This is a genomic window from Roseateles sp. P4_D2, from assembly GCF_056401875.1.
The window spans coordinates 73,742-87,077 of record NZ_JBFUIM010000012.1 but is presented as its reverse complement, the minus strand read 5'-3'; the positions used below and the strand labels follow the sequence as shown (position 1 = coordinate 87,077).

Here is a 13,336-nt window from a genome sequence, read left to right as displayed (position 1 = left end):
CGTCGCAAGCTTGCATACTCACGAATGGGGATGACAGACCTCGAAAAATCTCTGGAAGGTTGTAGCCCGAAGGGGTTGAAAACGAGGACCGCCACAGATACGAATGCGGGCTGGAGGCTCCGTTGATGGCCGCTGAGGCCGGTGCTCTGGTAGCGTGGCGACATGGACCTCCCCTTGTTCCGCTATCACCCCGACCCGCTGGCCACCGGTGCCATCGAGCCGCGACAGATCGATTGCGCCTGCTGCGGCCAGGCGCGCGGCTTCGTCTACGTGCAGCCGGTCTATGCGACCAGCGATCTGGACGAGAAGCTGTGCCCCTGGTGCATTGCGGATGGCTCGGCGGCGAGCAAGCTGGGCGCGAGTTTTTCGGACGCGCATCCGCTCCAGCAGGCGGGGCTGGCGCAGGAGATCGTCGACGAGGTGAGCCTGAGAACGCCGGGCTTCTCGTCCTGGCAGCAGGAAGAGTGGCTGGCTCATTGCAACGACGCCTGCGAGTTCCGCGGTGATGCGTCGGTGCAGGACGTGGAGCGTGCGAGCGAGGCCACCAAGGCGGACTGGCGCCAACATTACGGGCTGACCGAGAAGGACTGGACCCGCGCGACCGCGGACTACGAGCCCGCGGGCGACAACGCCTTCTACAAGTTCGTGTGCCGGCACTGCGGCGTGGTGCGGCTGGGGTGGGATCGCTCGTGAGCGAACGCTTGGCTGCACCCAGCCTTCGCATGCGGATCGTCGTCGTCGATCCGCCGCCTGGCGTCAGCTTCGCCATGCAGCGCGGCAAGTCCGAACTGCTGGCGCCGTTGGCTGAGCGGGGCGAGACGATCCAGTTCGAGTTGTCGCTTCGCCTGGGGTTGCCCTTGCCGGATGGGTCAGTCAACTTCCTGGGCGAGTTCGCTCAGGGCACGCCAGCGGATCGTTTCGTCTACCTCAACTCGGGCACTCTCGCGGGACAGCCGGGCTCCAACTGGACGCGCCGCGCCAAGTTGAAGCTGGCTTCCATTCCCCGCGAGGTCGTGGAGGCCGTGTTGGCTTCCAGTGCGGGCGCCATCGAGGCCCGTGTCCTTGGCACCATGGCCGATGGCGGCCCCATCTGCGCTTCGGTGAAGCCGCACGCGGTGGTGTGGAGCCAGGTGGCCTGACCTGGCGCCAGAGAGGTCGGCTGGCAAGCGGTCACCGGATAGCCAACCAGCGCGCGGGCCTCGGGCAAACAACTTGGTATGGCCGTCATGCAATGTGAAGCAGTCACGCGCACTTCGGTCGCATGGGCATGCGCAGGCCGGATTCGGGTGCGGCAAGTGGTTGGGCAGCGCGGTAGCTGTCATCCGGGAATGCCGGGTCGGTGACCCGCTCCCGGCCATGAGCAGTCAGTTGCGAACGACGGCTTTCAGGTAGGCTCTCCACGCAACTTCGATGTCGGCACCACGTGAACATGCTCAAGCTGAAACTGCTTCAGTCGCTTGTCTCTATCGAAGGACTAGCTGCCGAACCGTCTCCTGTCTCGGGTGGTACAGCTCTATTCTTTAGGGGAAGGGAGTTTGCGCACTTCCACGACGACCATGAACTCGACCTGAGACTCACAAAGAAGGTCATCCGCGCGTTGGGTCTCTCCCATCCAGCCGGCTCCGTTCACCATCCGACCCGTTCTTCGTCCTCGCCTTGGATCGAGGTGCGCTTCCATACCGATGCTGAGGCAGAGCGTGTCGCCGAACTGGTCAAGGTCGCCATCGAGCAGCTATGAGCAGTCCAACGGCGGTTTCAGCTTGCAGGGATCTGAGCGGATGCTCGGCATCGGCCAGGAGACGCCGCTGACGATCGGCAGCTTTCGGGTAGGCTGAAGTGCATGCTTGGCGATGCTCTTGTCGTCGAGGCCGTGCGATAACCAAGGAAATTTCTATGAATCTCCATCTCGGCCTTGCCCCGATCATCTCCCTGCTCGCCGGCATCCTGATCCTCGTGGTTCCCAGGTTGCTCAACTACATCGTCGCAATCTACTTGATCGTGATCGGGCTGATCGGCTTAGTGGGCGCCGGTCAGATGCACCTGGGTTAGGCGGGGTTCACTGCCAATTTCGCGGATCGGCCAGGAGCCGACGGTTGAAGTGGTCTGCTTTCGGGGTGTCTAGCCGCGTCGAAGTGCGCATTGCCGAGGAATACACGCGGCCTATCAACACCCACGAAATGCCCGAATGCCGTATATGCGACGTCTGGAGATGGTTATCCGCCCCACCGGAGAAGTTTGATGAAGCACAAGCTGGTGAGCTGGGTGCCCTCTGCGGCTGTTGCGGCGATCTTCTCGTCGGTCGCCAACGCAGCGCCGCCGTCGGTGGAAATGACCTGGATGTCGATCGCCAATTGGTATTTCAAGGTCGGCGACAAGCGCATCGTCATGGACGGCTACATCTCCCGTCTGCCCGAAAACTTGTTCACGGCGTCTCCGGTCTACGCAAATGACGTGTATGCCTACACGAAGGAGCCGGCAGGCGTCGACGTCGCCTCCATCACCAAGGTGCGCGATGCAATGCTGGGGACTGACAAGCTCGATCTGCTTGTTGTCGGCCACAGTCATTGGGACCACAGTTGGGACACCCCCACGTGGGCGAAACTGACCGGCGCCCCGATGATTGGCGGCTCATCCACTTGCATGCAAGCCGCAGCACAAGGCGTAGCCGGGTCCCAATGCCGCAGCGTCAGCGGCGGCGAAAAGATCTCACTGGGCGACGGCATCACCATGCGTGTCGTTCGCTGGAACCACAGCGGCGACTCAAGCAATCCGATACAGCACTTTGCGCGAGAGCTGTATCGACCGCCGATTCCCGACCCGAAGTCCGGAGGCCTTCGCGCCGGCGTTGGAGAGGACTACCCCAACGGGGGCGGTAACAGGGCCTACCTGTTCACGGTGGACAGTCCCGAGGGCCAGCTCTCATTCTTCGTCAGCAATTCGGCAAGCGCGTTCGATCTGGACAAGGACATCGTGGTCGACGGTGTGAACTTCGGGCCACCTCTTGGCAACTTGGCCGCTGCAATGACGGATGCCGGACTCACTAAGGTCGACGCATGGATCGGCACAGGCGGAAAGCCGGTGGCGGAAATGGTTGTCCCGGTCATTCATCCGAAGACTTACCTGCCGAGCCACTGGGATGGACTGTTCAACGCTTTTTGGTCGGGCATGCCGTATCCATTCAAGGATGACGCACTCAAAGGGTATCTGGATGGCCAGAAGGTTTCGCTCGTGGCGCAAACGCAGTATTTCGACAAGTACATCCTGTCGTCGAACGGCGTCGTCACGGCTACAAATCACGACGTCAAGAACAAACTGGGATTTGCGGATACAAAGCGATTTAGTCAGCTACTGTTGGATGCCGTCACGCACGTTTCCTCCACCAGCGTCGGTGACGATTGTGGTGAAGGATTTCAGCCACCGAGCGACTGGGCGAAGACCTTTGCCGAATTGCGCCAGTTCGGACCGGGCCAGCACGCTGACGCCGTTGGCCTCACGCGAGGTGCCAGGCGAGACCATCCCTTCGATCCGACACGGCGCATGACTCGCGATTCGACGGCTATGTCCCACTAGCACGCGTGCCACCGCCGATGCAGACCAGAGCAGTCTGCGCAAATGATTGCGTTCTTCTCGGGTCGGAACACCTTCTAGCGATCGGAGGTCGTCATCTGCATGAGATGCTGGCATTGCCAAGCCGCTGTCTTGCTCGAGCCCCCTCAAGCCCTCTTCTCCCGCGCACGCTGGCTGCCCGCCTTGCCGATCTTCTTCCACTTGCTGCGCTGCGCTATGCGCTCCAGCGCCGTCTGCTCGCCGCGCTGGGCGTCGCGCATCAGCTTCTTGTAGTTGTCGAGCCGGTCCGCGTCGACGCGGGCGCGCACGGCGCAGCCGGGTTCGTTCTCGTGGCAGCAATCGCGGAACCGGCATTGCTGCGCGAGCGCCTGCACGTCCTCGAAGGTGGCGGCGAGCGTGCTGGCGTCAGCATCGGGCCGGAAGGTGCGCAGGCCCGGCGTGTCGATGATGCAGCCGCCTTGCACGCAGCGGTGCAGCGAGCGCGCCGTCGTCGTGTGGCGGCCGCGGCCGTCGCCCTGGCGCACGCCGCCCGTGGCCTGGCCGGCGTTGGCAAGCGTGTTGATGAGCGTGGACTTGCCGGCGCCCGAGGAGCCGAGCAGCACCAGCGTCTGGCCTGCATGCAGCCAAGGGCCGATCTCGGTGCTGGCCTGGCGCGTCAGCGCGTTGACCGGTAGCACCGGCACGGTCGCGGGCAGGCGGGCATACATCTCGGCGATGCGTGCCTGCGCTTGCGGCGCGATATCGAGCTTGGTGAGCACGACGACCGGCACCACGCCGCAGGCGCGCACCATCGCAATGTAGCGCTCCATGCGGCGCGCGTTGAAGTCGGCGTCCAGCCCCATCACGAGCAGCGCCGCGTCGACGTTGCTCGCGAGCGGCTGGCGGCGCCCGTCGTTGGCGCGGCGTGCGATCTGCGTGACGGGCTCGACCCGGTCGGCGATCCAGGCCTGGCCGTGCGCGTCGATGTGAACGCCGACCCAGTCGCCGATGGTCAGCTGTTGAACCTGGGCCTGCAGCTGCTGCACCAGCCGGGGCAGCGCGCGAGCAAACAGCTCGGTGTGGCCGTCATGCAGCGTGAAGCAGTCGCGCTGCGCCTCCACCACGCGGGCCAGGCGCAGGCCGGGTTCGTCATGGGGTTGAGGAAGTTGTACCGCACGGCTCGCGATGGCGGGGGTGAGCCCGAGGGCGTGCAGCGTCTCGAAATCGAATTCGATCATGGGAGTCCATTGAAAGTGGGCTTCGTCCGCGCACGGTGGCGCGGAGCAACAGGTGGGAAGCCGGCCGCGCTGTTGCGGCGATCAATGGACCCGCGGTGGACGCGAGGTCAGTCCGAACGCGAGTTCGAACTCAGTGGTGCTGGGCGCTCAGGCAGCCGGCAGGAGGAGGGCGACACGATCTGCTTGTTCCATGGTCTTCTCCTTTGCGGGCTGATTGATGAAGGCCGCCAGTCTGCCTGTGGCGTGCGGTACGCGTCAATGGCGATGCATGGTGCTGCAGGCATGCTGTTGCTTTGCCAGCGACGTGGCGGCCTCGGTGCCCCTACACCGGTTGTCGGTAGCGGTGGCCCCTGAACCTGAACACCAGCTCGCGCGGGCGGATCAGCTCCAGCACGTGGTCGGGGCCCAGTTGGGCGCCTTCGCGCAGCACCTCGCCATTGATCATCGCGAAGCGGCCGCGCGGGTCGTCGGAGTAGACGGAGCCGCTGACGACGATGCGGGGCACGTCGCGGCGGATGGCTTCGGGCAGCTCGGCCAGGCGGGGGATGGGAGCTTCGGCGGCTGGGGTGGGAGCTGGGGCGGGCGGTGCTGGAGGAACGGGGGCAGGCACGGCGACAGCCACGGGTGCCGGCGTCGTGGCCTCGCTGACGGGACGGGGCGCCGGTGCTGTGGTCACCGCGACCGGCGGCGGCACGAGTGGCAGGTAGGGCGAGGCGGACGCGGCGGGCTGTGGCGTTGGCGCGGCGGGTGGCGCGGCGGGTGGCGCGGGCACAGCCACTGGCGCCGCGGTGGCCACCGGGGTGGGCGTTGGCGGCGAAACCGGCGGGGTCGCGTCCTGCGGGCCGCTTGCCCACCAACTGCCGGCGCCGATGCCGGCCAGCAGCAGCAGGCCGCCGCCGGCCCAGGGCAGCCAGCGGCGCGGGCCGGCGGCGCGGGCGGCGTCGCTGGCGGATACCGCTTGGGTGTTCAGGCCCGGCACCTGGCCGCGCTCGCGTTCGCGATCGGCTTCGGCACGGCGCAGGGCGTCGAGGATGTAGGACATGGCGTTAGGTCTTGCGATTCTCGCGTTCAGCGCGCCACGTCCAGGCGCGGCTCGGCTATACCGGCAGCCCGGTTGACTTGCATCAGGGTGATGGGGCCGACGCGGCCATCGGGTTGCAAACCCTGGCTGGCCTGGAAGGCCTGCACCTGGCGGCTCAGCTCGGGCCAGCCGGGCGCGGGTGCGGAGGCCGGCGCGGACGGCGCGCTACCCGGCACGCTGGCGAGCTGTGTGGCCAGCCAGTTGCGCAGGGGAACGATGTTCTCGGCCCGCTCTGCATAGCCCGGTGGCACGCGCCAGAAGGTCGTGAACTCGCCGCGCCAGGCGCCGGCCAGCTCGGGCAGCGTGACGCGGCGGGGCGTGCCGTCCACGACCAGCGTGGCGTGCTGCGCGCCCAGCGCCACCAGCGCGGCCAGGGCCGCCGGGTGGCCGGGGCGCTGCAGGGTCAGCAGCACGGGGCGGTCGATGAGGCGGATGAGCGAGAGGCTGCCGCTGCCGCTGCGGTAGCACTGCAGGCCGCGCTGCGCGGCCACGGTGCAGGGGTCGGCCTTGTCCGGCAGCGGCAGGCCCCAGCGCTGGGCGAGGGCCGCCCAGGCGTCGGCGTCCTGCGGCTTCCAGTCGGCGAGCGTCAGCAGTTCGGGGGCTGGCTCGGCGCGGCTGGCCGCGGAGGCGGGTTGCGAAGCCGCACTCGCAGCCGCAGCCGCTGCCGCAGCAGATGCCGCGCTGGCAGCCGCAGCCATGCCCTCCGCTCTGGCCTTCTGCAGGCGCCCGTCCATGGTGGCCTGCTGCGCCCGCCAGGCCAGCCAGCCGCCCACGATGGCCGCGGCCAGCAGGGCCACGCCAATGCCCGCCGCGACGGGCCTGCGCCTGGGCACGGGCGGCGCGGCCTGCTCGTCGAACATCTCGCGCGCAGCCTGGCGCACTATTGTTCGCGTGACCTGCGCCTGGCCGCTGGCATAGCCACCCAGCAGTGCGCGGTCGCAGAGCAGGTTGATGCGGCGCGGCACGCCGCGGGTGAGCTGGTGGATGAGGCGCAGCCCCTTGCGGTCGAAGGGCAGCGCGCCGGTGAGGCCGGCCACGTTCAGGCGGTGGCGGATGTACTGCGCCGTCTCGGCCTCGGACAGCGCGCCCAGGTGAAAGCGCGCGATCACGCGCTGCGCCAGCTGCTCCAGCTCCGGCCGGGCCAGCATGCCGCGGAGCTCGGGTTGGCCGATCAGCACCACCTGGAGCAGCTTGCGCTCACTGGTTTCCAGATTGGTCAGCAGGCGCAATTGCTCCAGCACGTCGGCCGAGAGGTTCTGCGCCTCATCGATGATCAGCACGTTGTTGCGCCCGGCCGCGTGCTGCGCCAGCAGGAAGGCGTTCAGCGGGTCGACGTAGTCCTTCACCGTCCGCGCGCCCGCCGGCACCACGACATGGAATTCGTCGCAGATCGCCTGCAGCAGCTCTGTGACGGTGAGCTTGGGATTGAAGATGTAGGCGACGTTGCAGTTCGCCGGGATCTGCTCCAGGAAACAGCGGCAAACGGTGGTCTTGCCGGCGCCGATCTCGCCGGTGAGCAGCACGAAGCCGCCGCCCCCGTCCAGCCCGTACAGCAGGTGAGCCAGCGCCTCGCGGTGGCGCTCGCTCATGAACAGGTAATGCGGGTCCGGCGCGATCGAGAACGGCGCTTGTTTCAAGCCGAAGAAGGGCACGTACATGGGGCGGCAGGATAACCATCCCGCCGATCTGCCCGGCCCGAACCCGTCCGGCCAACCGCGACGTGCCGGCTGCGCAGGAGCGCCAGGCCGGCAATCAGCGCCAAGCTAGGGGAGGGCGATGGCTTCGATCATCGCCCGCACCTGCTCGCGAGCGCCGCGGCCCGCGCCGGCGCGAGGCTGCAGGCGGTGGGCGATGGTTTGCGGCAGGATGGCCTGCACGTCGTCGGGCGACACATAGTCGCGCCCCTGCAGCAGGGCCCGGGCGCGGGAGGCTCGCAGCACGGCCAGGCCGGCGCGTGGCGACAGGCCTTCCACGAACCATTGGCCCGAGCGTGTGGCCGCAATCAGTGCCTGCAGGTAGTCCAGCAGCGGCGGCGCGGCGTGGATGGCCTTGACGGCGGCTTGCGCCTGGATCAGCTCCGCCGGCGTCATGAGGGCGCCCAGCGACCGCAGTTGCTCGCGGCTGTCCTTCCCGGTCAGCAGCTCGCGCTCGGCGGCGGCGTCGGGGTAGCCCAGCGAGATGCACATCAGGAAGCGGTCCAGCTGCGACTCTGGCAGCGGGAAAGTGCCGAGCTGCTCGCTGGGGTTCTGCGTGGCGATGACGAAGAAGGGCTCGGGCAGCGGGTGGCTGATGCCCTCGATGCTGACCTGGTGCTCCTCCATGGCCTCCAGCAACGCGCTCTGGGTCTTGGGGCCGGCGCGGTTGATCTCGTCGGCCAGCAGCACCTGGGCGAACACCGGGCCGGGGTGGAAGGCGAAGCCGTTCTTCTCGCGCTCGTAGACGCTGACACCCAGCAGGTCGCTGGGCAGCAGGTCGGCCGTGAACTGCAGGCGCGAGAACTTCAGCCCCAGGGAAATGGCCAGCGCATGGGCCAGCGTCGTCTTGCCGACGCCGGGCAGGTCCTCGATCAGCAGGTGGCCGCCGGCGATCAGGCAGGCCAGGGAATCGGCGATCTGCGCCGGCTTGCCCTTGATGACCGTGCTAATCTGGTTTTGCAGTGCCAGCAGTTGCGCTGCCAGCGTTCGTGATGGAGCTTGCGTCATGAGGCTGGACCATATCAAGAGACATGCCTACCGCCTACTTCAACCCTCCCGAATGCCGCCGCCACGACATGGGCGAAGGCCATCCCGAATGCCCGGAGCGGCTGGCCGCCATCGACGACTGGCTGATCGCCTCGGGCCTGGGCCAGGCGCTCGAGTACTTCGACGCCCGGCCGGTGGACCTGAAGGACGTGGAGCTGGCTCACACCCACGGCTATGTCGCCGAGATCGGCGCCCTGCTGCGGGACTGCGCCGAGACGGGCGAACGTTGCGCCGTCGACCCCGACACCTCGGCCAACGCCCATACCTGGACCGCCGCCCTGCATGCGGCGGGTGCTGCCGTGCAGGCGACCGACCTCGTCATCGACGGCCGTGCCGACAACGCCTTCTGCTCGGTGCGCCCGCCCGGCCACCATGCCACGCGCGACCAGAGCATGGGTTTTTGCTTCTTCAACAACGTGGCCATCGCTGCGCGGCACGCGCTGGACCGGCGCGGCCTCAAGCGCGTGGCCATCGTCGACTTCGACGTCCACCATGGCAACGGCACCGAGGACATCATTGCCGGCGACGAGCGCGTGCTGATGGTCAGCCTGTTCCAGCATCCGCTCTACCCCTACAGCGGTGCCGTCCCCAAGGGCACCAACATGGTCAACGTGCCGCTGCCGGCCTACACGCGTGGCGGCGAGGTGCGCGAGATCATCGAGGCCATGTGGCTGCCGGCCCTGGAGCGCTTCAAGCCGCAGATGATCTTCATCTCCGCCGGCTTCGACGCCCACCGCGACGACGATCTCGGCCAGTTGGGCCTCGTCGAGGCCGACTACGAATGGATCACCCAGAAGATCAAGGCCGTGGCCGACCGTCATGCGCAAGGCCGTATCGTGTCGGTCCTGGAGGGCGGCTATAACCTGCACGCCCTCGCGCGCAGCGTGGGCATCCATTTGCGCGTATTGGCTGATTTGTGAACTTTGCGGGACAGACCGCCCGAGCGAAGCGAGTAGCTCCGTCCCCAACTAAGCTGAGAATTTTGCGGGACAGACCGCCCGAGCGCAGCGAGTAGCTCTGTCCCCAACTGACTAAAACCGTATGCACCAACCTTTGAGCCTGGCCGAACTCCAGGCCTTGCTGACCCGTGTCTTCAGCGCCGACGCGCTGGCCGAATGGGGCCTGCTATTCGGCTGCCTGGCTCTGGCAGGGTTGCTGAGTTGGGCGCTGTCGCGCGCCGTCACCCGGCGCGAGAACAGCGTGCTGTTCGGCGATCGCGTCATCGACGGCACGCTTTTCCCACTGTTCGCCCTGGCCCTGGCCTTTGGCGCGCGCCGCCTGCTGCCGCTGTATGGGTTGGCACCGGCCTTGTTCAAGCTGGCCCTGCCGGTGCTGGTATCGCTGGCCGCCATCCGGCTCATCGCCCGCGTGCTGCGCGCCGCCTGGCCCAACTCGACCGCCTTCAAGGCGCTGGAGAAGCTGGGCTCCTGGCTGGTGTGGATCGGCGCGGTGCTGTGGATCACCGGCCTGTGGCCCGTGCTGATGGACGAGCTGGACGACATCGGCTGGAAATTCGGCACCGTCAAGCTGACGCTGCGCAACCTCATCGAGGGCGGGTTGACGGCCACGCTGGTGCTGGTCGTTGCGCTATGGATCTCGTCGGCCATCGAGGCCCAGCTGCTGCGCCGCGAGTCACTGGACCTGTCCATGCGCAAGATCGCGTCCAACGCGATCCGCTCGCTGCTGCTCTTCATCGGCCTGCTGTTCGCGCTGTCGGCTGCGGGCATCGACCTGACGGCCCTGGGCGTGCTGGGCGGCGCGCTGGGCGTGGGCCTGGGCTTTGGCCTGCAGAAGCTGGCGGCGAATTACGTGAGCGGCTTTGTCATCCTGGCCGAGCGGAGCTTGCGCATCGGCGACATGGTCAAGGTCGACGGCTTCGAGGGCCGCGTGACCGACATCAAGACGCGTTACACGGTGATCCGGTCGCTCGGCGGCAAGGAAGCCATCGTGCCCAACGAGATCCTGATCACTCAGCGGGTCGAGAACTCGTCGCTGGCCGACCCGCGCGTGCTGCTGTCGACGGTGGTGCAGGTGGACTACGACTGCGACGTCGACAACGTCATGCAGGCCATCACCAAAGCCGTCACCGAAGTCCCGCGCGTGTTGAGCGACCCGGGGCCATCGGTGCAGCTGAGCCGCTTTGCCGACAGCGGCCTGGAGCTGAGCGTGTTCTTCTGGATCATGGACCCCGAGAACGGCAGCGGCGGCGTGCGCTCGGACGTCAACCTGGCCGTGCTGCACACGCTGCAGCGCCTGGGCGTGGACATTCCCTACCCGCAGCAGGTGCAGCGCCAGCCGAAGTCGGCGACCACGGCCACGTCGCCGGAGGCACCTGCACCGACTGGCGACTAGAAATCGGCGTCCAACACCACGCGGTAGCGCGCCTTGCCTGAGCGCAGGTGATCCAGTGCGTCGTTGACGCGGCTCATCGGGAAACGTTCCACCTGCGGCAGGATCTGATGCCGTGCCGAGAAGTCCAGCATGGTCTTCAGGACGGAGGGCGGCGGTGTGGGTGAGGCCGACAGGCTCTTCTGCCAGCTCAGCAGGCCGCCACTCTTCAATGCCATCGCGTCGGTGACGACGCCGACCAGATGCATGCGGCCCTTGGGTGCCAGCGTGGCCAGCAGTGCGTCCCAGTTCAATGCGGCGCCCACGGTGATGAGCAGGAAGTCCAGGCTGCCGGCGGCGGCTTTCAGCTCGGCCTTGTCGACGCTGGACAGCGTCTTGTGCGCGCCCAGTGCGAGGGCTTCGTCGCGCTTGGAGGGCGACGACGTGAAGGCCGTGACCTCGCAGCCCCAGGCACGTGCGAACTTGACGGCCAGGTGACCCAGGCCGCCGATGCCGACGACGCCGACGCGGTCGGTCGGCTTGATGGCATGCAGTACAAAGGGCAGGAAGACCGTGCCACCGCCGCACATCAGCGGGCCCGCCGCGACCGGGTCCAGCGCATCGGGCAGGGGCACGGCCCAACTCCAGTGGGCGCGCAGCCGGTCCGCGAAGCCGCCATGGCGGCCGATCAGCGTCGGCTGGCGCTTGCCGCACAGATGCTGCTCGCCGCCGAGGCAGAAATTGCAATGCGTGCAGCTGCTGGCATGCCAGCCCACACCGACGCGTTGGCCGATCTGTCGGCCCTTGGCATGGGCGCCCAGCGCCGTGACGCGGCCAATGACCTCGTGGCCGGGCACCACGGGGTAGGCGGCCGGGAACCACTCGCTGTCGATCATGGCCAGGTCGGAGTGGCAGATGCCGCAGTGCTCGACGGTGACTTCGACGTCCTCGTCGCCCAGCGGGCCGGGGTCGTAGTCGAAGGGTTGCAGGGCGCCGCCGGGGGCGAGGGCGGCGTAGGCGCGGATGTTGGACATGCGAGTCTCCTGTTGTGTTCGACCTACTGGAGCGGGTGAGCCTTGAAGAACTGCCAGATCGTGTCGGTTGCATCGACCTCGGTATGGGGCCAGATGTGGCCCATGCCGTCGATGCGCAGCAGCCTGACCTCTGAGTTGCCCGTGCAGCCCGCGTAGCGGATGGTCTGGAGCGCTCCGGGCTGGGCGTCCTGGACGAGTTTGGGCTGGCAACGGTTGTGGGCGGCCCATCCGGCCAGGGCTTCCGGCACGCTTTCCACCCACTCGGGGCCGCGGTCGGCATGACCTTCGTAGGAGTTGGTCGAGTCCGCCAGGCCGTGCACGGTCAGCACCGGCACGGCGCGGCCCGCGCAGGGGCCGAACCAGCGCAGCCCGCCGACCGGTGCGATGGCTGCGATGCGGTGGTTCAGGCGGCAGCCGAGCAAAGAGGACATGCGCCCGCCGCCTGAGAAGCCGGTCGAATAGACCCGCTTCGGGTCGATGCAGACCTGGGCGGCAATGTGGTCGATGACATCGGACACGTACTGCACATCGTCGGCGCGGTTGCTGGCCACCGGCACATTCCAGCGCGAGTCTTCCGCCTGCAGTGTGGCGACAGCGAAGCCCTCTCGCGCCGCCAGTGTCTCGAAGCCGCTTTCCCTGGCGCGCCCCGCGGTCTTGCCGCCCGTGCCGTGCAGGTCGAAGACCAGCGGGAGCTGGCTGCGGCCCGCGACGGCAGGCGGCACGAAGAGTCGATAAGTCCGCGTGCGGCCACCCGAGGTCAGCTCGCGCATCTCGCCGGCGACCGGCGTCAGGGCGCAGGTCTGTGCCCTGGCGGGCGGCGAGAGGGTGTACAGCGCCAGCAGGACGGCGGCGACGAAAAACAGGCGCACTTGAAGTCCTCCGAGGTCAGGCGACGTCTTGGGCGTAGACGATGAAGCCCATGTGATGTGCAACCTTGTCGTACAGCGCGCGGCCCGTGGCGTTGGTGGTGTGCGTCTGCCAGTAGACGCGCTTGATGCCCGCCTCGCGGGCCGCCGCATACACGGCCTCGATCAGGGCGCGGCCCACGCCGCGGCCACGCGCCTCAGGTGTCGTGAACAGGTCCTGCAGATAGCAGGTCAGCTCGACGCGCGTCGTGCTGCGGTGATAGAGGTAGTGCACGAGGCCGAGCAGCTGGCCGCTTTCATCTTCGGCGACCAGTGCATGAACCGGTTCGGTGGCGTCGAAGAAGCGCGCCCAGGTGGTCTCGGTGACTTCAGCGGGCAGCGCGGTCTCGCCGGCACGGCCGTAGAAGGCGTTGTAGCCGTCCCAGAGGGGCTGCCAGGCGGCGCGGTCGGTGGGCTGGAGGGGGCGGACTTGGGTCATATCGGGTGGTCAAGGTTGACCACC

14 protein-coding genes are annotated in these 13,336 nt (G+C 67.5%); 7 read left to right on the top strand and 7 right to left on the bottom strand.

Annotated elements, in window-relative coordinates; genetic code table 11:
- Nucleotides 1-162: 162 nt before the first annotated feature.
- The 5 genes from AC1DW0_RS20935 (at nucleotide 163) to AC1DW0_RS20915 (ending at nucleotide 3,570) form a co-directional block, all read left to right on the top strand.
- Nucleotides 163-693: a CbrC family protein gene (locus AC1DW0_RS20935; protein ID WP_477947745.1), complete on the top strand. Its 531-nt coding sequence runs from the start codon at nucleotides 163-165 to the stop codon at nucleotides 691-693.
- 29 nt (nucleotides 694-722) lie between these two features.
- On the top strand, nucleotides 723-1,139 hold the full coding sequence (locus tag AC1DW0_RS20930) for a DUF5990 family protein (protein WP_477947743.1): 417 nt from the start codon (nucleotides 723-725) through the stop codon (nucleotides 1,137-1,139).
- A 290-nt stretch (nucleotides 1,140-1,429) separates the two neighbouring features.
- The gene (locus AC1DW0_RS20925) at nucleotides 1,430-1,738 is read left to right on the top strand and encodes a luciferase domain-containing protein (protein ID WP_235531859.1); all 309 of its coding nucleotides are present in this window, start codon (nucleotides 1,430-1,432) and stop codon (nucleotides 1,736-1,738) included.
- A 155-nt stretch (nucleotides 1,739-1,893) separates the two neighbouring features.
- Entirely contained in the window at nucleotides 1,894-2,049 is a 156-nt protein-coding gene (locus AC1DW0_RS20920) for a DUF3096 domain-containing protein (protein WP_082532451.1), read from the top strand.
- Nucleotides 2,050-2,238: 189 nt separating this feature from the next.
- Entirely contained in the window at nucleotides 2,239-3,570 is a 1,332-nt protein-coding gene (locus AC1DW0_RS20915; protein WP_457353192.1) for an MBL fold metallo-hydrolase, read from the top strand.
- A 143-nt stretch (nucleotides 3,571-3,713) separates the two neighbouring features.
- Here AC1DW0_RS20915 and rsgA read toward each other — a convergent pair whose 3' ends face one another.
- The 4 genes from rsgA to AC1DW0_RS20895 form a co-directional block, all read right to left on the bottom strand.
- Nucleotides 3,714-4,784 (bottom strand): ribosome small subunit-dependent GTPase A, encoded by a 1,071-nt coding sequence (gene rsgA, locus AC1DW0_RS20910; RefSeq protein ID WP_056201371.1) that lies wholly within the window; start codon nucleotides 4,782-4,784, stop codon nucleotides 3,714-3,716.
- 322 nt (nucleotides 4,785-5,106) lie between these two features.
- Nucleotides 5,107-5,826, bottom strand: coding sequence for a general secretion pathway protein GspB (locus AC1DW0_RS20905; protein ID WP_477947740.1), 720 nt, complete (start codon nucleotides 5,824-5,826; stop codon nucleotides 5,107-5,109).
- A 26-nt stretch (nucleotides 5,827-5,852) separates the two neighbouring features.
- A complete protein-coding gene (locus AC1DW0_RS20900; protein WP_477947738.1) occupies nucleotides 5,853-7,523 on the bottom strand; it encodes an ExeA family protein in 1,671 nt (556 codons plus the stop codon).
- 105 nt (nucleotides 7,524-7,628) lie between these two features.
- Nucleotides 7,629-8,567 carry an AAA family ATPase gene (locus AC1DW0_RS20895; RefSeq protein WP_056201379.1) on the bottom strand — a complete coding sequence of 313 codons (939 nt, stop codon included), beginning with the start codon at nucleotides 8,565-8,567 and terminating at the stop codon, nucleotides 7,629-7,631.
- A gap of 23 nt (nucleotides 8,568-8,590) precedes the next feature.
- On the opposite strand from AC1DW0_RS20895, the gene AC1DW0_RS20890 reads away from it, so the two are divergent.
- Both AC1DW0_RS20890 and AC1DW0_RS20885 read left to right on the top strand, forming a co-directional pair.
- Nucleotides 8,591-9,526, top strand: a complete 936-nt coding sequence (locus AC1DW0_RS20890) for a histone deacetylase family protein (RefSeq protein ID WP_477947735.1) — start codon at nucleotides 8,591-8,593, stop codon at nucleotides 9,524-9,526.
- 121 nt (nucleotides 9,527-9,647) lie between these two features.
- A complete protein-coding gene (locus tag AC1DW0_RS20885; protein WP_056201386.1) occupies nucleotides 9,648-10,958 on the top strand; it encodes a mechanosensitive ion channel family protein in 1,311 nt (436 codons plus the stop codon).
- Here the strand turns inward: AC1DW0_RS20885 and ahr are convergent.
- The 3 genes from ahr to AC1DW0_RS20870 are packed head-to-tail and all read right to left on the bottom strand — an operon-like array spanning nucleotide 10,955 to nucleotide 13,312.
- Complete coding sequence (gene ahr, locus AC1DW0_RS20880; RefSeq protein ID WP_457390445.1) at nucleotides 10,955-11,968, bottom strand: NADPH-dependent aldehyde reductase Ahr; 1,014 nt, start codon at nucleotides 11,966-11,968, stop codon at nucleotides 10,955-10,957. The two genes, AC1DW0_RS20885 and ahr, sit on opposite strands and share 4 nt — an antisense overlap.
- A gap of 23 nt (nucleotides 11,969-11,991) precedes the next feature.
- On the bottom strand, nucleotides 11,992-12,837 hold the full coding sequence (locus AC1DW0_RS20875; RefSeq protein WP_477947733.1) for a CE1 family esterase: 846 nt from the start codon (nucleotides 12,835-12,837) through the stop codon (nucleotides 11,992-11,994).
- A gap of 16 nt (nucleotides 12,838-12,853) precedes the next feature.
- Nucleotides 12,854-13,312 (bottom strand): GNAT family N-acetyltransferase, encoded by a 459-nt coding sequence (locus AC1DW0_RS20870; protein WP_457325365.1) that lies wholly within the window; start codon nucleotides 13,310-13,312, stop codon nucleotides 12,854-12,856.
- Nucleotides 13,313-13,336: the final 24 nt, after the last annotated feature.